This is a genomic window from Corynebacterium jeikeium, assembly GCF_028609885.1.
Lineage (GTDB): Bacteria > Actinomycetota > Actinomycetes > Mycobacteriales > Mycobacteriaceae > Corynebacterium > Corynebacterium jeikeium.
In genome coordinates this window covers 2073310-2093276 of the sequence record NZ_CP063195.1, presented here as the reverse complement: position 1 = coordinate 2093276, position 19967 = coordinate 2073310, and the positions used below count along the sequence as shown (strand labels likewise).

15 protein-coding genes are annotated in these 19967 nt (G+C 64.8%); 9 read left to right on the top strand and 6 right to left on the bottom strand.

Annotation, left to right across the window (positions count from 1 at the left end):
* Positions 1 to 2: 2 nt before the first annotated feature.
* Positions 3 to 701 (top strand): hypothetical protein, encoded by a 699-nt coding sequence (locus CJEIK_RS09395; RefSeq protein WP_005291784.1) that lies wholly within the window; start codon positions 3 to 5, stop codon positions 699 to 701.
* 85 nt (positions 702 to 786) lie between these two features.
* On the opposite strand, the gene CJEIK_RS09390 is transcribed toward CJEIK_RS09395, so the two are convergent.
* Positions 787 to 1209 (bottom strand): hypothetical protein, encoded by a 423-nt coding sequence (locus tag CJEIK_RS09390; protein WP_005291782.1) that lies wholly within the window; start codon positions 1207 to 1209, stop codon positions 787 to 789.
* Between the two features lie 207 nt (positions 1210 to 1416).
* Here CJEIK_RS09390 and CJEIK_RS09385 point away from each other — a divergent pair, with 207 nt between their 5' ends.
* Genes CJEIK_RS09385 through CJEIK_RS09375 form a run of 3 tightly spaced genes read left to right on the top strand, consistent with a single transcriptional unit; the run spans position 1417 to position 5153 of the window.
* The gene (locus tag CJEIK_RS09385; RefSeq protein ID WP_005291781.1) at positions 1417 to 2259 is read left to right on the top strand and encodes a hypothetical protein; all 843 of its coding nucleotides are present in this window, start codon (positions 1417 to 1419) and stop codon (positions 2257 to 2259) included.
* Positions 2243 to 4075, top strand: coding sequence for a Y-family DNA polymerase (locus CJEIK_RS09380; RefSeq protein WP_005291779.1), 1833 nt, complete (start codon positions 2243 to 2245; stop codon positions 4073 to 4075). The genes CJEIK_RS09385 and CJEIK_RS09380 overlap by 17 nt, the downstream gene beginning before the upstream one ends.
* A 37-nt stretch (positions 4076 to 4112) precedes the next feature.
* Positions 4113 to 5153, top strand: coding sequence for a sucrase ferredoxin (locus CJEIK_RS09375; protein ID WP_005291777.1), 1041 nt, complete (start codon positions 4113 to 4115; stop codon positions 5151 to 5153).
* A gap of 77 nt (positions 5154 to 5230) precedes the next feature.
* Here CJEIK_RS09375 and CJEIK_RS09370 read toward each other — a convergent pair whose 3' ends face one another.
* Genes CJEIK_RS09370 through CJEIK_RS09360 form a run of 3 tightly spaced genes read right to left on the bottom strand, consistent with a single transcriptional unit; the run spans position 5231 to position 7916 of the window.
* The gene (locus tag CJEIK_RS09370) at positions 5231 to 5911 is read right to left on the bottom strand and encodes a methionine ABC transporter permease (RefSeq protein ID WP_005291775.1); all 681 of its coding nucleotides are present in this window, start codon (positions 5909 to 5911) and stop codon (positions 5231 to 5233) included.
* Positions 5908 to 7011, bottom strand: coding sequence for a methionine ABC transporter ATP-binding protein (locus tag CJEIK_RS09365; RefSeq protein ID WP_005291772.1), 1104 nt, complete (start codon positions 7009 to 7011; stop codon positions 5908 to 5910). Before CJEIK_RS09365 ends, CJEIK_RS09370 begins: the two co-directional genes overlap by 4 nt.
* 44 nt (positions 7012 to 7055) lie before the next feature.
* Complete coding sequence (locus CJEIK_RS09360) at positions 7056 to 7916, bottom strand: MetQ/NlpA family ABC transporter substrate-binding protein (RefSeq protein WP_034964185.1); 861 nt, start codon at positions 7914 to 7916, stop codon at positions 7056 to 7058.
* 277 nt (positions 7917 to 8193) lie between these two features.
* Here CJEIK_RS09360 and CJEIK_RS09355 point away from each other — a divergent pair, with 277 nt between their 5' ends.
* On the top strand, positions 8194 to 11538 hold the full coding sequence (locus CJEIK_RS09355; RefSeq protein WP_115597318.1) for an error-prone DNA polymerase: 3345 nt from the start codon (positions 8194 to 8196) through the stop codon (positions 11536 to 11538).
* A 96-nt stretch (positions 11539 to 11634) separates the two neighbouring features.
* The gene (locus CJEIK_RS09350; RefSeq protein ID WP_237746023.1) at positions 11635 to 13074 is read left to right on the top strand and encodes a CE1 family esterase; all 1440 of its coding nucleotides are present in this window, start codon (positions 11635 to 11637) and stop codon (positions 13072 to 13074) included.
* Positions 13075 to 13099: 25 nt separating this feature from the next.
* Here CJEIK_RS09350 and CJEIK_RS09345 read toward each other — a convergent pair whose 3' ends face one another.
* Positions 13100 to 14290 (bottom strand): DUF4272 domain-containing protein, encoded by a 1191-nt coding sequence (locus tag CJEIK_RS09345; RefSeq protein ID WP_005291763.1) that lies wholly within the window; start codon positions 14288 to 14290, stop codon positions 13100 to 13102.
* A gap of 101 nt (positions 14291 to 14391) precedes the next feature.
* Here CJEIK_RS09345 and CJEIK_RS09340 point away from each other — a divergent pair, with 101 nt between their 5' ends.
* On the top strand, positions 14392 to 16185 hold the full coding sequence (locus CJEIK_RS09340; protein WP_005291761.1) for an alpha/beta hydrolase family protein: 1794 nt from the start codon (positions 14392 to 14394) through the stop codon (positions 16183 to 16185).
* A gap of 171 nt (positions 16186 to 16356) precedes the next feature.
* Entirely contained in the window at positions 16357 to 17634 is a 1278-nt protein-coding gene (locus tag CJEIK_RS09335) for an alpha-hydroxy acid oxidase (RefSeq protein ID WP_005291760.1), read from the top strand.
* Here the strand turns inward: CJEIK_RS09335 and CJEIK_RS09330 are convergent.
* Positions 17631 to 18926 carry a saccharopine dehydrogenase family protein gene (locus CJEIK_RS09330; RefSeq protein WP_005291757.1) on the bottom strand — a complete coding sequence of 432 codons (1296 nt, stop codon included), beginning with the start codon at positions 18924 to 18926 and terminating at the stop codon, positions 17631 to 17633. The two genes, CJEIK_RS09335 and CJEIK_RS09330, sit on opposite strands and share 4 nt — an antisense overlap.
* Positions 18927 to 18956: 30 nt before the next feature.
* On the opposite strand from CJEIK_RS09330, the gene CJEIK_RS09325 reads away from it, so the two are divergent.
* Positions 18957 to 19472 (top strand): tRNA (cytidine(34)-2'-O)-methyltransferase, encoded by a 516-nt coding sequence (locus tag CJEIK_RS09325; protein WP_005291755.1) that lies wholly within the window; start codon positions 18957 to 18959, stop codon positions 19470 to 19472.
* The last annotated feature ends 495 nt before the right edge of the window (positions 19473 to 19967 follow it).

The window sequence follows — 19967 nt, the reverse complement described above, 5'->3', positions numbered from 1 at the left end:
CTATGGCTTCTAAGTTTGTTCGTAGCGCAACCGCTATTGCCGCAGCATCTGCACTGGCTTTCGGTGGCGTAAGTGTTGCATCCGCTGCTCCGGCTGGCTCCCTGGGGGGCCTGACTGGTTCCCTGGGTGGCAAGAAGGATCTGGACGTCCCGCAGGGTGACAAGATCAAGCTGGGTAACGTCGGTGGCCCGGCCTGGAATGTTGACGTGTATAAGCAGGTTCACGGCGCAACCACCGTTGCTCCGGGCGCTACCGTGAAGACCCGTGTTGAGATTCAGGGTGTGAAGGGTGATACCCGCATCGACGAGGTTCTTGAGTGGATGCCGAAGGGCTTCAAGCTGGCCAAGGTTGAGCGCATCAAGGGTGGTCTGATCGGCGACTCTGTCCACGAGCTGGGTCAGTCCGAGTATGCAGTGAAGCAGACCGATGACCGTACCGAGGTTCGCGTTTCTTGGACGGAGGGTCTGCTGATTAAGCAGAAGCCCAAGGTTAATGCCGCCACTCCGCTGCTGCTGGATTTCACCTGGAAGGCTCCGGAGAAGGAGGGTATCTACAAGAACGGTGCAGGTGTGAAGGTCGGCGCTGTTGTGAACAACAACAAGGTCTTCGATAATGGCACCCCGATCGTGGTGAAGAAGGGTGCGGCTCCGGCCGGCTCCGGTGCTTCCGGCAGTCTGTCCGGAAGCCTCTCTGGCTCCTAATAGAAGCTGAAATAGTTTTTCGGCCCGCACTCCCCAAGCGCCGGGGAGTGCGGGCCGTTTGCTTGCGCGCAGTGCTCTTTGAGCGCTACTTCTTCTTGGTTTTGTCGATCGGCTTGATGTGCGCGGTGCCGTCGATGTGTGGGTAGATGAACCAGGTGTACGCGCTGGCGATGACCCACATGATGGCCATGAGGACCCACGAGCGCGTATTCAGTAGCGGGAGCGCCATCAGTGCGATCCATAGTGGGAACAGGGGTGCGACCTGCGCTGCGCTGGTGCGGTAGCGCTCGCCACGCTTTTCCACCTCTGCGCGTACCTGTCGGCGGTAAGGGTGGCTAAACGTCAGGAGTAGTGCCGCGCCGACGTTGAGGATCAGCACGATCACTTGAAAGCCGGGCGCGAGCGGCGCGACCATAATGCCCACTGCCAGGCCGAAGAGTACCGAGGCGGCGGCGCGCACGGGCGTGGGCGGGGCGATGACGGGCTCGTTGCGGTTTGTTGGGCTCATGGTTGCCCATTTTAGGTGACGCCACCTTCTCCGCCCCTTTCAACCTGCGTCTTTGTTTCTGCGCTTGACGCTGCTGCTCGGGGAAGGATATATTTGACCCCATCGAGTTAGAACACGTGTTCTAATATGTGTTGTGTGCGGAGTAGTCCTGTACATGGACGCTGATAGAACATGCGGTGTCGAAAAAGGGAAGGGAGGTGGCAACCCATGGCGCAGTCTGCAGGAGAATCTGCGGCGCAGGCAACGATTGCCAGCTTGCGGCGCAAGATGCAGCAGATCGAATCCGGGGGAGCTCCGATGGCCAGCGCTTCGAGTGCGGCGGTGCTGGGATCGGCACCGGCGGGGAAGGGGGCGTCACAAAGAAAAGAAGCACAAAGAAGAGACAGCGTGCGCGTCGCGCCGGTTCCGGCGTGGCTGGCCGAGCACCTGCCGGGTGGCGGGGTGGCGCGTGGGCAGGCGACGCAGATTTCGGATTGCCCGGCGGTGCTGGTGGATGTGCTGGCGCACCTGACGGCGCAGGGGATGTGTGTGGCGGTGGTCGATTATCCGCGGCTGGCGATCGCGGCGGTGGCGGCTGCCGGCGGCAACGTGGAACGGCTGGTGCTGGTGCCGGATTCCACCCCGCACACGGCGGCGGTGCTGGGCACGCTGGTGGAAGGGATGGATGTGGTGCTGTTTGCGGCGGGCGGACAGTTAGGCAAGCAGGGCGGGCAGAGCGGACAGGGGGGACGGAGTAGTGGTGGTTCCGTAACTCCGACTTTCGCGCGACCTGTGGAGGCGCGGCTGCGGAAGAGCGAGTGCGCTTTGCTGGTGTGTGGAAAGGCGTGGCCGCAGGCCAGGATGCACGTAGAGCTGCAGGTATGCGGTGTGCTGGGGCTGTGTCGCGGGAGTGGGCGCATCCGTGCCGTGGAGGTCGCGGGGCGCGTGTGGGGTAAGGCTCAGCCGCCGAGTGCGGTGCGGGCGACGATTGGTGCAGAGAGCGTAGCGGGCACAGCGGGCACAGTGGGCACAGCGGATACAGAGGATACGGCACATGCGCACTCCGGATAGCGTGGTGCGGGCGGCGCCTGCGACCCACAATAGGCGGGTGGCGGTGCTGTGGTTCCCAGATTGGCCGGTGTACGTCCAGGCTCAGTCGCGCGGGTGGGACGTGCTGGCGCCCGCCGCGGTGATCGCCGATTACCGGGTGCTGGCCTGCAATGCGGCCGCGCGCGCCCAGGGGATCAGGATCGGCATGAAGCAGCGGCACGCGCTGGCGGCGTACCCGCAGCTGAACGTCGCGGCGGACGATCCCACCCGGCAGGCCTCCGTGCACGAGGACGTGCTGGCCGCGCTTCAGGACGTCAGCGCAGTCGTGGAGACCCTACGCCCCGGACTGCTGGCCTTCCCGGTGGACGCGCTAGCCAGGTACTACGGCGACGAGGCCAACGCGGTGGAGAAACTGCTGGATGCCGCCGCGCGGTTACACGCCGACTGCCTGGCCGGCGTGGCCGATGACTTGGTCTCGGCGGTCTGGGCGGCCCGGCTGGGCAAGAGCATTCCTGTGGGAGGGGGTGCGGAGTTCATCGCGGGGTTGCCGATCAGCGTGCTGAGCATCGAACCGGAGCTGCGCGCCCCGGCACACCTCAGCGCCACCTTGCAGCAGCTGGGGCTGCGTACGATGCGCGATTTTGCTGGGTTGCCGCGCGCGGACGTGGCCGCGCGCTTCGGGCAGGAGGCCGTGGAGTGGCACCGCATCGCCAGCGGGCACGTCGACCGGGATGTGGCACCCCGGCGGCAACGGGAAGACCTAGAGCTGCGCTATGAGGCCGATGAGCCCATCGCACGTACAGAAACCGCCGCATTCATTGCCCGGCACGTGGCCACTGCGCTGCACAACAAGCTCTTCGCAGCTGGCGAGGCCTGCCTGCGTTTGGCTGTGCGAGCCTACCTGGAACCCCCGGTGGGATACACCGGGCCGACTGTCATCGAGAGACTGTGGCGCTGTCGCGAACCGCTCTCGGAACAGGACACAGCCCAGCGGGTGCGCTGGCAGCTCGACGGCTGGCTAACCCGACTGCGCGCCAGGGCGGGGACGATTAGCGGAGAGGGTGCGCACAGCGACGGGCAGGGCGGAGTCGATGGAGAGACCGGCGTGGTCGACGTGTCCGACTGGGCGGACAACACCGTCGGGGTGACGTGTATCGAACTCGTACCCGTGGAGACTGTCCCGGCGGGCAGCCTGGCCGCGCCACTGTGGGGCGGGCCAGATGAAGGCATCCGCGCCGCACGTGCCGCCGCCGGGCGGGCGCAAGCACTGATCGGCATGAACCGCGTGCTTCGTCCCATCCACCGCGGAGGCCGTGCCGTAGCTCGCCGTATCGCCACCGTGCCCTATGGCGAGGACGACCCGGAGGAGGTAACCGCCCTGCCGACCCGCCAATGGGAAGGGCAGCTGTTGCCCCCTCTGCCAGGGCTGATCGGCTCGCCGACCAGTGATGATGGCACCCCCGGTGCCAGCGGTCGCAACTCCGGTGGCCGTGGCCCCAGCGAGCGCAACCCCAGCACTGCCCACCCAGCAGCACGCCTGGCGCTGCTGGACCGCCACGGTGATGCCGTGTACGTCACCGGCCGCGGGCTGATGAGCTCCCCGCCGGAAACCCTGCGCTGGGGTGCCCGGCGGCTCCGCATCACCGGATGGGCCGGCCCCTGGCCGGTCGACGAGCACTGGTGGGCCGAGGGGAAGCGCTACGCCCGGCTGCAGATCGCAGCCCGCGAGGAAACCCATAGTGAGCCCCACAGCGGACACCACAAAGGCGCCCCCAAAGACCACGCATTCCTGCTGGTGTGCAAAGGGAAGCAGTGGCGGATCGAAGCGACTTATTAGCCCCGCCTGCAGCTTCCAACTTGGTACTGTTGTAGGCATGCCTACAACTAGAAACGCGCAGGCCGGACAGCCCGAAACCGGGCAGCCCGCCACTCAGACCTCCGGCGGAATCTACGCGGACATGTGCTCCCAGCAGACCGACGAGGCCCTTCCCGGCACCGCCAAGCCGGGCAAGATCATTCTCGCCCTCGAGTTCGTCACCAACTGGGGTCACGACATTCTCGACGGCACCGCGCTAGGGGAGGAGCTCACCGAAAAAGTTGAGAAGTTCCTCAAGGACAACGGCGCCCAGCTGCAGTTCATCCGCCGCCCCGGCCGCGAAGGCCAGCAGCGCGCAGCCAGTTCCACCCGGCAGCTCTACATCAGCTGGGCCGAAGGCTACGGCGACGACCCCACGCCCATCCTCGAAAGCCTGCAAGTCTCTGGCCCCGAAGCGCTGCTGGATCTCGACCTCAGCGCCCCCGGCGCCGCCGGTGGCCAGCGCATCGACGGTCCACTGCTGCTGGTGTGCACCCACGGCAAGCGCGACAAGTGCTGCGCGGTTTTCGGCCGTCCGGTAGCCGACGAGCTCACCGCCAAGTACGGCCAGATGGTCTGGGAATCCTCCCACACCAAGGGGCACCGCTTCGCCCCCTCCATGATCCTGCTGCCCCACAACTACTCCTACGGCCAGCTCGGCACCACGGGTGCCAGCAGCATGCTGGAGCGCGCCAAGCAAGGCGAGCTGTGGCTGGAGGGCTGCCGCGGCCGCGGGGTCTGGGATCCAGTTGGCCAGGTCGCGGAACTGGCCGTGGCGGAGAAGCTGGCCAGCGAAGGTCGCCACGTCAAGCTCGCCAGCATGCGCGTGACCAAGCCGGAAGCGGCCGGAGACGCAGACTCCGCCACCGAGGTGCGCGTCGTAACCATTCGCCCAGAAGCGGGCACGGAAGCGAATCCAGAAGTGGGCACAGATGCGAACTCAGCAGCCGGCGCAGAACAAGAAATCACGGTTCGCCTGAGCGCGCACCCAGGCGGAACCTCCGTTCCCTCCTGCGGCAAGAAGCCCAAGCAGACCGTGACGTGGGTCGCGGAATTCTAAACGCACGACGAAACCCCGGGCTAATTCATTGAACTGAACTAGCCCGGGGTTTCGTGCTCTCTAGCAGCGCGTACTGCCTAGCGGCGCATGATCTTCTTCGACAGCCAGTTTCCGCCCAGCTGCGCGATCTGCACGATCACGATGATCACTGCCACGGTCGTCCACGTGACGGCGTCATTAAACGAGCGGTAACCGTAGACAATCGCGAAGTCACCCAGACCACCTGCACCGATGTAACCGGCCATGGCGGACATATCCACGATGGCGATGAACATGAAGGTGAAGCCCAGGATCAGCGGGCCCAGTGCCTCGGGGATGATCACCGTGAAGATGATCTTCAGCGGCGAGGCACCCATCGCCTTGGCGGCCTCGATCACGCCCGGGTCGATCGCCACCAGGTTCTGCTCGAAAATACGCGCAGCGCCGAAGGTGGCGGCGACAACCATGCCGACGATGGCCGCTTCCGTACCGATACGGCTCTGCACCACCAGGTCCGTCAGCGGGCCGATTGCCGTCAGCAAGATGATGAACGGGATCGGGCGGATGAAGTTCACCAGGAAGTTCGTGATCCAGTAGACCACCCGGTTCTGCAGAATGCCGCCCTTGCGGGTGGTGTATAGCAGCAGGCCGATGATCAGGCCCAGTACCGAGGAGATCAGCAGCGTGATCGAGACCATGTACAGCGTCTCGAAAATCGCCTTCTGGAACGTATCGCCGTAGCGGTCCCAATCCATTTGTGCGAGGGTCATCGTGTTCATCGGATCTCCTCAATCTCGGTGGAATCCTGCATGTGGCTGTGGAACTCCTCGATCGCCTTCTCGCCGTCGGCATTGTGGGCCGTCAGGCGCAGGGTAAGGCGGCCGAAACTGTGGTTCTGGAGGGTGGTGACGCCACCGTGGACGATGTTTACCGTCACCCCTGCAGCGGACAGCTTCGAGATGGCATCGAAAAACCCGATTCCCTCAGCCATAGTCACAGTGAAGAGTCGACCGTTTTCGGACTGCAGTGCTTCCGCCTCGACCATGTCGGGGGTGTTGCGCAGCGAGGTGGCCACGAAGTTGGCGGCAGTCTTCGTCTGCGGGTTGGAAAATACCTCGTAGACGCTGCCCTGCTCCACGATGCGGCCGTTTTCCATCACGATCACGGAGTCGGCGATGGAACGCACAACCTCCATCTCGTGGGTGATCACCACGATGGTGATGCCGAGCTCGCGGTTCACCTTACGCAGCAGCTCCAGCACGTCGCGGGTGGTGGAGGGGTCCAGCGCACTGGTGGCCTCGTCGGCGAGCAGCAGGCTGGGGTTGGTGGCCAGCGCGCGGGCGATGCCGACGCGCTGCTTCTGGCCACCGGACAGCTGCTCCGGGTAGGCCTTGCCCTTGTCGGACAGGCCGACGAACTCCAGCAGCTCCTTGACGCGCTCTTCCCGCTGCTGCTTGGGCATGCCCTGCAGGCGCAGTGGGTAGGCGACGTTGCCTGCCACATTGCGGGAGGAGAACAGGTTGAACTGCTGGAAGATCATGCCGATGTCGCTGCGCAGCTTGCGCATCTGCGATTCCGGCAGGGGAACGATGTCCTGGCCGTCCAGCAGGATCTGCCCGCTGGTGGGGCGGTCCAGGCCGTTGATCTGCCGGACTAGGGTGGACTTGCCGGCGCCGGAGTAGCCGATGATGCCAACGATGGAGCCCGCCGCGATCTGCGTGTTGATGTCCTGCAGGGCGTGAATTTCCTTCTTGCCCTGCTTGAAGACCTTCGTCACGTCGCGGAAGACGATCTCCGTGCCGGTACTGCCGCTACTGCCGGCAGCGCCGGTACTGCCGGCGCTGGGCTGGTCGACGCTTGGTTGTGCGTCTGTCGCCATAGGGAACCTCTTTTGAGAGTTGGGGTTAGTAGTGCCGATTGGGCCTACTTCTTGATCTGGTCCTCGGTGTCCTTCAGAACCTTATCCAGTTCCTCCGGGCCCATCTGAACCTGGACGGAGGTGCCCTTGGACTGCTCGTTCAGTGCATCCTGAACGTCCTTGGAGTGCCAGACCTCAACGAGCTTCTTCAGATCCTCGTCGTCCTTCTTCTCCTCGGTGGTGACGAAGGCGTTGATGAACGGCTTGGCGGCCTCTGCCTTCGGGTCATCCTCGACGATGGCGGACTTCGGGTCGATGTTGCCGCGCTCCAGGAAGGAGTTGTTGATGACGGCCGGGGTGCCGTCCTTGTAGGCGGTCACGGTCTGGGCGGCGTCCACCGGGGTGACCTTGACCTTGGACTTGCCCTCGTCGATGTCAGCCGGGGTGGGGGACAGGATCTTGTCGTCCTTCAGCTTCACCAGGCCGGCGGATGCCAGCACGTGCAGGGCGCGGCCCTGGTTGGTCGGGTCGTTCGGGATGGCAACCTCGCCGGCTTCCTCGATGTCCTTGACCTCGCTGTGGTCCTGGTAGTACACGCCCAGCGGGATGATCTCGGTAGCGCCGATCGGCACCAGGTTGGAGTCGTTGTTGACGTTGTAGTCAGCCAGGAACATCAGGTGCTGGAAGTTGTTGACGTCGATCTCGCCGTCGGCCAGCGCGCGGTTCGGCAGGCTGTAGTCGCCGAACGGAACCAGTTCAACGTTCAGGCCTTCTTCCTTGGCCTTTTCCTCAAACACCTGCCACTGCTTCTGGCCCTGGTCGGTGGTGCCGACCTTGATCGTGTCGTCGTCACCGCCGCAGGCGGTCAAGCTGAAGGCCATAACTGCTGCAGCTACACCGGCTGCTACTTTACGGCGAAGGGACATGGGATCCTCCTGGATAGTCATGGGGCCCGGTGCTCTTGCGAATGTCCGGGCTGAACTGTGCGATCAAAGTAGCACTCTAAACCAGAATGAACAACTTAGTCTAGTCTTAGTTTCCACTAGTTTTAAGAGAGTTTGCTCCCGTTGGTGGTTAATAGAATATGTGTTCTATAATCGCGCTGTGTCTGTTGAACCCCGCGATCCCGCTGGCGAGCCGAACCCTGCGCCTCGTCGCACGCTACGCAAGCCGCGATCCAGGAGCTTTTCCCAGGGGCGGCCGCTGAGCTGGGCGCAACTTGAAAGCGTGCTATCCGGCAGGGGACCGGGGCTGCGGAATCTCCGCGCGGTCGGAGTGGGGGAAGGCCAGCAGCGCACAACGTCTCTCGACCCTGCGGAGGCGGGCGGCACTGGGGCCGAGGGGGCGTCACAAAAAGAGGCAACAACCCCCTTCGCGGAACTTCACGCCTGCAGCGCCTACAACTTCCTGCGTGGCGCGAGCCAGCCCGAGCAGATGGTTGAGGCGGCCCGTGAACTGGGGCTAAGCGCGCTTGCGTGCGTGGATCGCGACGGCTTCTATGGGGCGGCACGCTTTGCTACGGCGGTGGCGGAGAGTAACGCGGACCTCGCCACGGTATTCGGCGCGGAGCTGAGCCTCGACATGCCGCTCACGGTGCTGTGCAAGGGGCGCGAAGGCTACACGCGGCTCAGCCGGGTTATTTCGGACGCCCGCATGGCCGACCCGGACAAAGACTCCGTCCGGTACCCCAGCCTGCCCCAGCTGGCAGAGGCAGCCGGCGGCCACTGGCTAGTATTGCTGGATTGGCGCTGGGCGGATGCGCAGCTCGTGGATCTCTTCGGCGCGGACAACGTCGTAGTGGAGCTGCAGCACACGATGAACCCCGCCGATGCCGACCGCAATGAGCGCCTCCACGCCCTGGCAGTGCGCCACGGCCTACGCGAAATCGTCAGCAGCGCCCCGACGTGCGCCACCCCTAAGTACTCCCGGCTGGCCGGGGCGAAGGCCGCACTGCGCGAGCGGAAAGACATGGCAGCCGCGGAGCCGACCACCCACCCGGTCGGCGGCTCGTGGCTGCGCTCGGGCGAGGAGATGCTGCAGCTTGCGGGCGATTGCGAGTGGCTGGCGCGTGCCGTGGAGACCTCCGTGCAGGTTGCCGAGGAATGCGCCTTCACGCTGGACCTTGTCGCGCCGAACCTGCCGCACTTCCCCGTGCCGGAGGGGTACACGGAAATGACCTGGTTGCGCGCCATTACCGAACGCGGCGGGGCGCAGCGCTACGGCCAGCGCGGTTCCTCCGCCGCCGCCAACCAAGCCTGGGCCACCATCGACCGCGAGCTGGAAACCATCGAGCAGCTGGGGTTTCCCGGCTACTTCCTGATCGTCCACGACATTGTCTCCTTCTGCCACGAGAACAACATCTTTTGCCAGGGGCGAGGATCCGCGGCGAACTCCGCGGTGTGCTTTGCGCTGGGGATCACGACGGTGGACGCTGTGGCCTCCGGCCTGCTCTTCGAGCGCTTTCTCTCCCCGGAGCGCGACGGGCCGCCCGACATCGACCTCGACATTGAATCCGGGCGGCGCGAGGAGGCTATCCAGTATGTGTACTCCCGCTATGGCCGCGAGAACGCCGCGCAGGTGGCGAACGTGATCACCTACCGCCGCCGCGGCGCCACCCGCGATGCCGGGCGTGCCCTCGGCTACGCGCCGGGCCAGATCGATGCCTGGACCCGTAACCCGGAACAGACCCCCGACGCAGTGCAGCGTTTAGCCGAGCAGATGCTGGACCACCCCCGCCACCTAGGCATTCACTCCGGCGGCATGGTGATCTGCGACCGCCCGATCGCACAGGTCGTGCCGACGGAATGGGCGCGGATGGAAGGCCGTTCGGTGGTGCAGTGGGACAAGGACGACTGCGCGGCCGTGGGGCTGGTGAAGTTCGACCTGCTGGGGCTCGGCATGCTGGAGGCGCTACACCACGCGGTGGACCAGGTGCGCGCCCACCGGGGGCGGGAGGTGGAGCTGTGGCGGCTGGACCCCACGGAGCCGGAGGTCTACGCGATGCTCTCCCGCGCGGACGCGGTAGGAGTGTTCCAGGTGGAATCCCGCGCGCAGATGTCCACCCTGCCGCGCTTGAAACCGCGCACCTTCTACGACCTGGTGGTGGAGGTTGCGCTGATCCGCCCCGGGCCCATCCAGGGCGGCTCCGTGCACCCCTATATTCGCCGCCGTAATGGCCTGGAGCCCGTGACCTTCGACCACCCGTGCCTGGAGCCCGCCCTGACGAAGACCCTGGGCATCCCGTTGTTCCAGGAGCAGCTGATGCAGATGGCCGTGGACGCCGCGGGCTTTAGCGGCGCCGAAGCCGATACCCTGCGCCGGGCGATGGGATCCAAGCGCTCGCCGCAGAAGATGGAGCGGCTGAAAAAGCGCTTCTACCAGGGGTTGGAGGCGAAGAACGGAATCCGCGGTGCGGTGGCCGACCGCCTATGGGACAAGATCGTGGCCTTCGCCAGCTATGGCTTCCCGGAATCACACTCGCAGTCTTTCGCCTCCCTGGTCTACTACTCTGCGTGGTTCAAGTACCACTATCCGGCGGAGTTCTGCGTGGCCCTGCTGCGTGCCCAGCCGATGGGGTTCTACTCGCCGCAGTCCTTGCTGGCCGACGCGCGTCGCCACGGCGTGGAGGTCCTTCCCGTGGACGTGAACGCTTCGGACGTGCAGGTGGATGCGGTTGTTTCCTTAATGACGCCCCCACGCACCAACCGGCCCACGGGAGTTCACGGGTTAGGCCGGGGGACCGGCGAGCCGGTGGGGCAGATCCGGCTCGGGCTCAGCGGGGCGGGCGGGGTGAAAGGGATCTCCGCCGAAGTGGCGGAGCGCATCGTGGAGGCGCGCGAACGGATCGGCCGCTTCACCAGCGTGGAAGACCTATCCCGCGAGGCCGGGCTGACCGTGGCCCACGTGGAGAAGCTGGCGCGAGCGGGGGCTTTGGGGAGCCTCGGGCTAACCCGCCGCCAGGCCGTGTGGGCTGCCGGGGTGGCGGCGACCGAGCGGCCGGGAATGCTGCCGGGGACGTCCGGTGTGCATGCGCCGGCGTTGCCTGGGATGAGTGCTTTTGAGATGGTGGCGTCCGAACTAGCGACCACGGGCGTGACGACGGCCGAACATCCGGTGCATCTGCTGCGCGAATACCTGGACGAGTGGCATCTGCGCCCTGCCCCGCGCGGTGCGCACTCCGGTGATACTGCCCCGCGTGGCGGCGCGGCAGTGGTGACGGCCGATAGTTTGCTGCGCGTCCCCGATGGCGCGCGGCTGCGCGTCGCGGGCGTGGTGACCCATCGGCAGCGCCCCGCAACCGCAGGTGGGGTGGTGTTTTTCGGTTTGGAGGACGAGACCGGGCTGGCGAATATTGTGGTCTCGCAGGGGCTGTGGGCGCGGCAGCGGGCGATCGCGCTGAATGCAAAGATTCTGGTCGTCCGGGGCATCGTCCATAACGCGGAAGGGGCGGCCACCGTGACGGCGGATCTGCTGGAACAGGTGGAGACTCAGCTGCGGCCGGCCGGTGAGATCGCGGGAGCACACGCGGGCTCGCGGGACTTCCGCTGAGATGACGCTCGAGTGACACTGGGGCGGCGCTAGGGTGACACTGAACACGAGGGCCGGTGATTGACACAGGCGGATGAGCCAAGAACAATCGTCCCCGTGACTCGTAAGCCTTTCGACCCCGATGCCCCGCGCGCGCCACGCCACGCGCGGGAAACCTCGGCCCAGAAGGACTCGGCTCGGAAGGAGCGCCACCACCTAGCGGCACCTCCGCAGGTCAACGAGCAGGAAGCTGCGCGCTTGGGGGAGGATTCCTGGCGGGGGAGCAGGCGGCGTCGCCAGCAAACACCCGAAAACCGCGAGAAGGGCGGGCGGCACCGCGCGGAACGCCGAAGCAATCGGCGCGTGCCGGAGCGCCCCTCCGGCAGCCGCCCTACGGAACAGCAGTTTCGCCGCAGGCGCATCGCGGCAACCGTACTCGCGGCGTTTCTGCTGCTCTGCGCAGCCGGAATGGGCGTGGCAATTCAGAAGATCACCCATGCCAACCACGAAGACCCGCAGGCGCACAATACGGTAAAAGAACCGGCGGATTTCGCCCCGACGGAAGCTGTGGCCATCCCGCCCGCAGGCCCCAACGTGCAGGTTTCCCCTGCGGTGGCGCGCATCCCGCAGCACTTCCACCCGATCCGCGAAGTGCCGAAGGCAGGGCAGAACAAAACCCTCGAGCTCAAGTCCGGCAAGCGCGACCGCCGGTACATCATTAACGTCCCGCGCGGCGCGCAGCCCTACGACAAAAACCCACAGGCAAACGCGAAGGACCAGAAGCCCCTCCCGCTGATCTTTGCGTTCCACGGCTACCGCGAGCAGGCCACCCAGATGGCTCGTTACACCGGTCTGGCGGGAAAGAAAGCGATCGTGGTGTACCCACAGGGTATCGGCAACGCATGGGAGGGCGCCCCGTATGCGCAGGTGAAGCACGGCGAGGACGTGCGCTTCGTTCGTGATGTGCTGGATGCAGTGTCTTCCACCTACCAGGTGGATGCGAACCGGATCTACGCGACGGGCATGTCCAACGGCGGGGGCTTCGTAGGCAAGCTGGCCTGCGAGATGCCGGACGAGTTCGCGGCCTTCGCGGCCGTTTCCGCGGCCTACTACTCGGGCACGTGGCGCGCCTGCGCAGAGAAGGGGGCGGATCCAAAGAAGCCACAGGACGTCCGCTTCAAGCGCGGTAAAACCACCCCGTACCTGGACATTCACGGCCGTAAGGATCAGACGATCCACTACGGTGGCGGCGAACGATACGAGGACGAGTACCTGGGAGCCTTCGAGTTCGCGCAGCTATATGCGGGTCGCGCGCGTTGCGTGGGCGCGCCGATTGCAACCCGTGTGACGGATGCCGTGCAGCGCGTGCAATGGCCACACTGTGGCCAACACATGGAGGTCATGCACCTGGCCATCGGCGACGCCGGACACACCTGGATGGGCGAGCGCACAGGTGAAGCCGGCGCGGGTGCGGAGGATCGTTCGCGTGAACGCCGCTCCAATGCAGTGACGGCGACGGGCGAAGTTGCCGCATTCTTTGAGGCTCATCACCGCTGACGCCTCCCACCGCGGCGTGCGACGTTTAAGTAGAGAGATCTACATCGTCGTACGAGATAACCGGATCGGTCAGCCAGGCGACAGCGCGGTGACGTTCGACCAGGGTGGAATGGTCCTGGGGCTGGAGGGTGCCGGGGCCGGTCTGGCTGGGGTTATCGGACTGCAGTTCCACGGAAACCCAGCGCAGCGAGTAGATGTGCTCCAAAGCATCGCAGATCTCAGGGAGGCTGCGCAGCGGCAGTGCGGAAGCATCGCGGCCCTCGTTATCCACGGCGCGCAGCGCAGCCCGCAAGGCGGGAAGATCCACGGGGGCGAACCCGAAGACGTCAATGTCGATCAGGCCGACGGCCCAGGCGAGGAACTCTGCAGCGGTGTAGGCCCAGGCCAGCTGGTACGCATCGTCCTGCAGCTCCTGGCTATAGGACTGTGCCCCCTGTGCGCCCTGCGCAGCCTCCGCTGCGTCGAGGAAGGAGCGCTCAACCGGGGTGAGGTGGTCGAAGGCCCGTCGCGAGCCAGCGCGCAGTGCGTTGAAGTCCACGGGTTCGCCGTTTAGCACTGCCACGGCAACGGTCGCCACCACGGACAAGGTCACGGCCCGGTTGAAAACCTCCTCGGCGGGGCGCAGCAGCACCTCAGCTTCGCTGCGCACTGGCGGCAGTGTCGTCGCTACCTGGAACCCCTTCCGCCACAGGTCCCCGCGCACGCGGCGCATCCGCTCCACGGCACCCGGGTGCTGCGGCACGGAGTTTGCCTGTGCTCCACTGGACTGGGAACTGCCAACTAGAGCGGGATCCAGCAGATCTGCGCCACCTGCGTTGCGTACGGTGCCGTCGGTCAGGAAAAAGACCGCGTTGGCCTCGCGCGCCCAGTCGGCGAATTCGCCCAGGTGGGAGAAGTCAAAGTCGTCGTCGCGCTCGAACACATAGTGGCGCCGTACGCTGTGGACGTGCTGCATCACCGAGTGGATGTAGGAATTAAAGCTGCCGAAACGCTCCTCACCCTGCGTGGCGACGTAACCCTCGAAACCCGTTAGGTGTTCCAGCAGCTCACGGGTCTGCTGCTCCTCGTTCTCGCTAGCGCCATTGGCCGCCGTCTTGAGGAACGGCCGGTCCGGCGAGTCGAAGCACAACTCGCGGGATGCAATGGCGGGCTCGCCCGGTCCGCGGAAAGGCACGTCCGCGCGCACAGTGGAGTAAGCGTTTACGTAAATGCTCATGTCTTCACAGCATAGAGTTTCTTCGCCCCACCCGCACCAGTCTCTACCCAAAGGCGGAACTGTTAGGCCAGCTGCTGGGGCTTGGCTAGAATATTAGAGTCATGCGCCATACGACCGTCCCCTCGCTAGCTCCCAACGGCACTGCTATCGCTTACATTGTCCGTGATGGCGGGTACCCTTACGCCGTCCAGGCAGCGCTCACTGAGGATGGTGTGGGCAAAGAACGCCCCGTGCAGCTGCCCATCGAAGGCCCCGTCACGCGCGTGCTGCACTCCCCGGACGCACAATGGATCGCCTGCGAAGTGTCCCCTAAGGGCTCCGAAAAGCTCGAGACCTTCACGGTATCTACAGACCCTGAGGTCGAAGGGGCGTCACCGCTAAGAAACACCTTCGATGCCCGCACGCATCTGGTCGAATCGGACCGCGACAAGCTGGCGATGGACGCCGTGGCGGCCGACGGCATGACGGAAGCGCGCCTGGTCGACCCGAATACGTCGCGCTACCAGGTGATGGACCGCCGCCTCGACGCGCTGCTCGTCGCCTCGGAGGCCGGGTATAGCCTCATGCGCGTCGGCCCGCGCGGCAACCGCGAACTGCTGCTGGTCAACCCTCAAGGCCGCTGGATGCCCCTGCTGCCGCCGGAGCCGGGAGCCACCACGGAGGACGGGCGGATCCTGCCGATCACTGACAGCCGCCTGGTGATCCTCGTGGTTACCGACCACGGTGCGGACCGCCGTCGGCTCATGCGCCTGGTGGTGGACATCGAAGGCGAGCGCCCGGTGTGTATCGAGCGCGAGGAGCTGATCAGCAACCCCGAGGCGGACGTCGACGAGTTCGCCATCAGCGAGGACCTGTCGACCGCCGCGGTGCTGTGGAACCAGGCGGGCATTTCCAACCTGGAGCTGCTGAGCCTCGGCGATGAGCAGCGCGTGCAAGTCCGCCGCACCGTCGAGCTGCCGGGCATGGTTGCAGCGGGCCTGTCCATCACGGACGATGGCCAGCTGCTGGCGCTGACTGTCGAAGGGCCGAACCTGCCGCCTACGGTGGAGGTGCTGCGTCTGGAGGCCGGGCGTGTGGAGCCGCTGGATCCGGACCGCACCGACCGCCTGGACGAGCGCGCCCGGCAGGGCGACGTTCCGGAGCTGGTTTACTACACCGCTCGCGACGGTCTGGAGCTTTCCGGCTGGCTGTACCTACCGGAGGACCCCGCGCCGGGGCACCCGGTGTACGTCCACCTGCACGGCGGCCCCGAGGGGCAGTCCCGGCCCGCCCACCACGACGTACTTGCGGACATCGTCGCCGCTGGTTACACCGTGTTTACCCCCAATATTCGCGGCAGCAAGGGCAACGGCCGCGCCTTCATCCACGCCGATGACCGTTACGGTCGCTTCGCCGCGATCGACGACGTTGCGGATACTGTTTCTTTTCTTTGTGACGCCGACTTGTGCACCGCCGGGCGGGTATTCCTGGGAGGCCGCAGTTACGGCGGGTTCCTGGCTGTGCTGGCGGCCGCGCGCTACCCAGACATGTTCCTAGGTGTGGTGGATGCGTGTGGCATGACGAGCTTTGAAACCTACTACGAGTCGACCGAGCCCTGGCTGGCGAGTGCGGCCTCCCCGAAATATGGGTACCCGATGCACGACGCAGAGCTGTTGTGGGAAATTTCTCCTCTGCACAAAGCGGAACAGATCACCACTCCGGTGCTGTTCATCCACGGCGCCAACGACTCGAACGTGCCGCTGCAGGAATCCCAACAGCTGTACGACGCGCTGGTGGAGCTGGGGCGCAACCCGCAGTTCCTGGAGGTTCCGGGGGAGGGCCACCAGTTCGTGAAGCCGAAGTCCCGGCAGCTGATCGGCGAGCGGATCCTGGAATTCTTCGCGGAGCTGAGCTAGGGGAAGCGGAAGTCGCTGCACTAATGGGAAGTGCTGCAGCACACCCAGGCAGCGAAGCTCGGGGAAGCGTCCTATCGTGGAATTGTTGGGCCCTAAAACAGCGACCTACAAAACCACGCTATTTCGCGCGAAAGAACCGCGAAGACACTCTGTGAGGAGAGCGATTTTCCCATGGCACACCAGAAACGCCAGATCCCGAACCCCGTTGAGATTTTCGACCTGCTGAAGTTTAAGAAGCCCACCCTGGATTTCAAGGCTCGCCGACTCAACGATGCACAGACCATCTGGGATCTGCGCGCCATCGCTAAGCGCCGCACCCCGGCCGCAGCATTCGACTACACCGATGGCGCCGCCGATGAAGAAATTTCGATGAACCGCGCCCGCCAGGCCTTCCGCGACGTGGAGTTCCACCCGTCGATCCTGAATGATGTCTCCAATGTGGACACCACCGCGGAGATTTTCGGCGGCAAGTCCTCCCTTCCGTTCGGCATCGCTCCGACTGGCTTTACCCGCCTGATGCAGACCGAAGGCGAACTCGCGGGCGCGAGCGCCGCGGGATCCGCGGGCATCCCGTTCTGCCTGTCCACCCTGGGCACCACCAGTATCGAGGACGTACAAAAGGCCAACCCGAACGGCCGCAACTGGTTCCAGCTGTACGTGATGAAGGAGCGCGAGATCTCCTACGGCCTGGTGGAACGCGCGGCCAAGGCCGGCTTCGATACCCTGCTGTTCACTGTGGATACGCCCGTCGCTGGCAACCGCTTGCGCGATGCCCGCAATGGTTTTTCGATCCCACCGGAGATCTCCCTGGGCACCGTTGTCAACGCTATCCCGCGCCCCTGGTGGTGGTGGGACTTTCTGACCACCCCGCCGCTGGAGTTCGCTTCCCTGACCAGCACCGGCGGAACGGTTGGCGAACTGTTGGACTCCGCTATGGACCCCTCCATCAAGTTTGAGGATCTGAAGACTATTCGCGAGATGTGGCCCGGAAAGCTGGTTGTCAAGGGCGTGCAGAATCTGCCGGATTCTAAGAAGCTGGCCGACCTGGGCGTCGATGGCATCATCCTGTCTAACCACGGCGGCCGTCAGTTGGATCGCGCGCCGGTGCCTTTCCAGCTGCTGCCAGAGGTTGTCCGCGAGGTCGGCAACGACGTGGACGTGGCTATGGATACAGGCATCATGAATGGTGCGGACATTGTCGCCGCGATCGCCAAGGGCGCGAAGTTCACCCTGATCGGTCGCGCATACCTCTACGGCCTGATGGCCGGCGGCGAAGCAGGTGTGAACCGCGCCATCGAGATCCTGGCTAGCGAGGTGCGCCGCACCATGCGCCTGCTGCAGGTTTCCTCCTTGGACGAGCTGACCCCGGAGCACGTCACCCAGCTCAACACCCTGAACCTAAACCAGGTGAACGGTGTGCCCGAGGACGAGCAGAACCTGTTCAGCTAGTCGCTGAACTTCATGCCCGCGTCGCTGAGGCGGCGCACGTAGGGCATCCCCAGGCCGGTGGCCGGAGTGAGCACTCCGCCGCCGGTTTCGCCTTGGTAGGTGGAGCCTGTCGGCAGTTCGGCGTCACAAAGAACAAGGGTGAGCGCAGCTTCGCTAAGCATCAGGGACGTGCCCTTATATCCCGGGTCGGCGTCCAGACTGATGGTCTGTTGGTAGGTGCTGCCGCCTGTGCCTACACCGAAATGCGTGGTGTGGAAGAATCCGGCATCGCGTTCGGCCTCGGAGGGGCCTTCGCCGGGCTCCGGTACCCAACGGGAGAGGAACGTGCGCAGCTTGTCCTGGTTCAGCGCCGCCACCGCCGTGCCCAGAACCGCGCCCATGGTGAAGGCGCGCATGCGGCCCTTGAGCCCCTTGCCGGTGTACTGGTATTCGCTGTAGCGCAGCTTGTCGCCGTATTCGTAGCCGAGCAGTGCGTTCGAACGGCGGACCACTCGCGTGTTGGAGCTCGCCATGATGAAGGGCCCCGCCCAGACGTCCTCGCTGTTGTCGCTAGCGCTAGAACCGCTGATGTCGCTTTCCCGCGCTACGCCGAAGTCCGGCTGTTTGCCCAGGTCCGGCTCGTTGGCGCGGTCAGGGGAGAGGGTGTACGGGTCGGCCAGCATCCGCTTTTTCTCCGGGCTGCCCTTGGCAGCGGCGAATTGTTCGCGCATCGAGTCGACCGTGCCGCCGGAGAGCCCGCCCTTCATCTTCACGATCATGGTGGCGGACTTCAGGCTGTCCTTATTTTCGGACGCCCTCTGCCCCAGCAGCAGCATTCCCAGGTCACTCGGAACGGAATCGAAGCCGCAGGCGTGGACGATGCGCGCCCCGCTGGCGGTGGCGCGGTCGTGGTAGGAATCAGCGGATTCCCGCATGAAGAGCGCCTCTCCGGCAAGGTCGACGTAGTGCGTTCCGTGGGTGGCGCATTCGCGGACCAGGGGGAACCCATAGCGGTAATAGGGGCCGACGGTGGAGATAACCACACGGGTATCGCGAGCCAGCTTCTCCAGGGAGCGATTATCGCTGGAATCGGCGATGACTAGAGGGAAGTCCGCCGCCCGCGGGTGCTTTGCAGCCAGCTGCTCGCGCAGGGCTTCTAGCTTGGTCTGGTTCCGGCCAGCCAGGGCGATGCGCACGTCGGCGGGAGCGTTGGCGGCCAGGTAGCCGGCGGTCAGCGCGCCGACGAAACCGGTGGCACCCATCAGGGTGATGTCGAAGCTGCGGTCGAAGCTGCGGGAGGGGGAGTTGCTCATGGCTACATTTGTACCGGTTAGATTGAGGGAATGACGTCTGAAAACCAGTTTGCGGGTGTGAACCCACCACTGCACGTAGTCTTCGACCGCCCGGAGATCCCCCCGAACACGGGCAACGCCATCCGCATGTGCGCGGGCACGGGGGCTTCGCTGCACCTGGCTGGGCCGCTGGCCTTCAAGTTCGACGACAAGCACGTGCGCCGGGCGGGGCTGGATTACCACGAACTGGCAGACGTGCACGTCCACGAGGGGATTGATGAGGCGCTGGCCCACGTGACTGATCCGGCGCGCGGCTCGGGGCGGGTGTTCGCCTTTACTGCGCAGACGGGCACGTGGTTTACGGAGGTGGACTACCAGCCTGGTGACGTGCTGCTCTTCGGCCCGGAGCCGACTGGCCTGGCCGACGAGGTGCTGGCCGACCCGCGGGTGACGGCGAAGGTACGCATCCCGATGCTGCCGGGGCGGCGGTCTATGAACCTATCGAACGCAGCAGCAGTGGCAGCCTACGAAGCGTGGCGCCAGTTGGGCTTCGCCGGCGGTGTGTAGCGGGGTGCCGGAAGGGGTGCCACTGCTGTCCGGTGGACTCAAGGTGAAGGTTCGATTAAAAGTAGCCTAAATAACCTTTCGGCAAGTTGAGTAGCACCGGTGAAGATTATATTCTTGTTCGCATAGGGTGCAAGCTTGAAGGCTTAACCTTCATCTCGCCAAGAAGGAGTGGGTATCCGTTTTTTAGGTAAACCTTAACAGGTGGGTCGAAGAACGGATCTAAGGCTGGAAAAGGATAATGGCTCGCGTATTAACCGGTGAAAACCTTAAGTTGGCCGAAGATCGCCAAGGGGCGGCGCTTAGTCGGGCATGTATTTGTCTTCTAACCGTTGCTGCCCTTCTGGGTGCACTCGTGACCATCGTGGGAGCCATTGGAGGAATTAATGTTCCTTCGGCGCAGGCGCAGACTCCAACGGGAAACTGTAAAGAAGAGAAACTGCTGGATACGCAGCTCTACACACCTCTTTCGGATGCGAGGAATGACGAAGATTTAAA

Bases quoted from the DNA above. Each gene is read 5' to 3' on its own strand.
- CJEIK_RS09395 (WP_005291784.1), top strand. From the start codon at position 3: ATGGCTTCTAAGTTTGTTCGTAGCGCAACCGCTATTGCCGCAGCATCT.
- CJEIK_RS09390 (WP_005291782.1), bottom strand. From the start codon at position 1,209: ATGAGCCCAACAAACCGCAACGAGCCCGTCATCGCCCCGCCCACGCCC.
- CJEIK_RS09385 (WP_005291781.1), top strand. From the start codon at position 1,417: ATGGCGCAGTCTGCAGGAGAATCTGCGGCGCAGGCAACGATTGCCAGC.
- CJEIK_RS09380 (WP_005291779.1), top strand. From the start codon at position 2,243: ATGCGCACTCCGGATAGCGTGGTGCGGGCGGCGCCTGCGACCCACAAT.
- CJEIK_RS09375 (WP_005291777.1), top strand. From the start codon at position 4,113: ATGCCTACAACTAGAAACGCGCAGGCCGGACAGCCCGAAACCGGGCAG.
- CJEIK_RS09370 (WP_005291775.1), bottom strand. From the start codon at position 5,911: ATGAACACGATGACCCTCGCACAAATGGATTGGGACCGCTACGGCGAT.
- CJEIK_RS09365 (WP_005291772.1), bottom strand. From the start codon at position 7,011: ATGGCGACAGACGCACAACCAAGCGTCGACCAGCCCAGCGCCGGCAGT.
- CJEIK_RS09360 (WP_034964185.1), bottom strand. From the start codon at position 7,916: ATGTCCCTTCGCCGTAAAGTAGCAGCCGGTGTAGCTGCAGCAGTTATG.
- CJEIK_RS09345 (WP_005291763.1), bottom strand. From the start codon at position 14,290: ATGAGCATTTACGTAAACGCTTACTCCACTGTGCGCGCGGACGTGCCT.
- CJEIK_RS09340 (WP_005291761.1), top strand. From the start codon at position 14,392: ATGCGCCATACGACCGTCCCCTCGCTAGCTCCCAACGGCACTGCTATC.
- CJEIK_RS09335 (WP_005291760.1), top strand. From the start codon at position 16,357: ATGGCACACCAGAAACGCCAGATCCCGAACCCCGTTGAGATTTTCGAC.
- CJEIK_RS09330 (WP_005291757.1), bottom strand. From the start codon at position 18,926: ATGAGCAACTCCCCCTCCCGCAGCTTCGACCGCAGCTTCGACATCACC.
- CJEIK_RS09325 (WP_005291755.1), top strand. From the start codon at position 18,957: ATGACGTCTGAAAACCAGTTTGCGGGTGTGAACCCACCACTGCACGTA.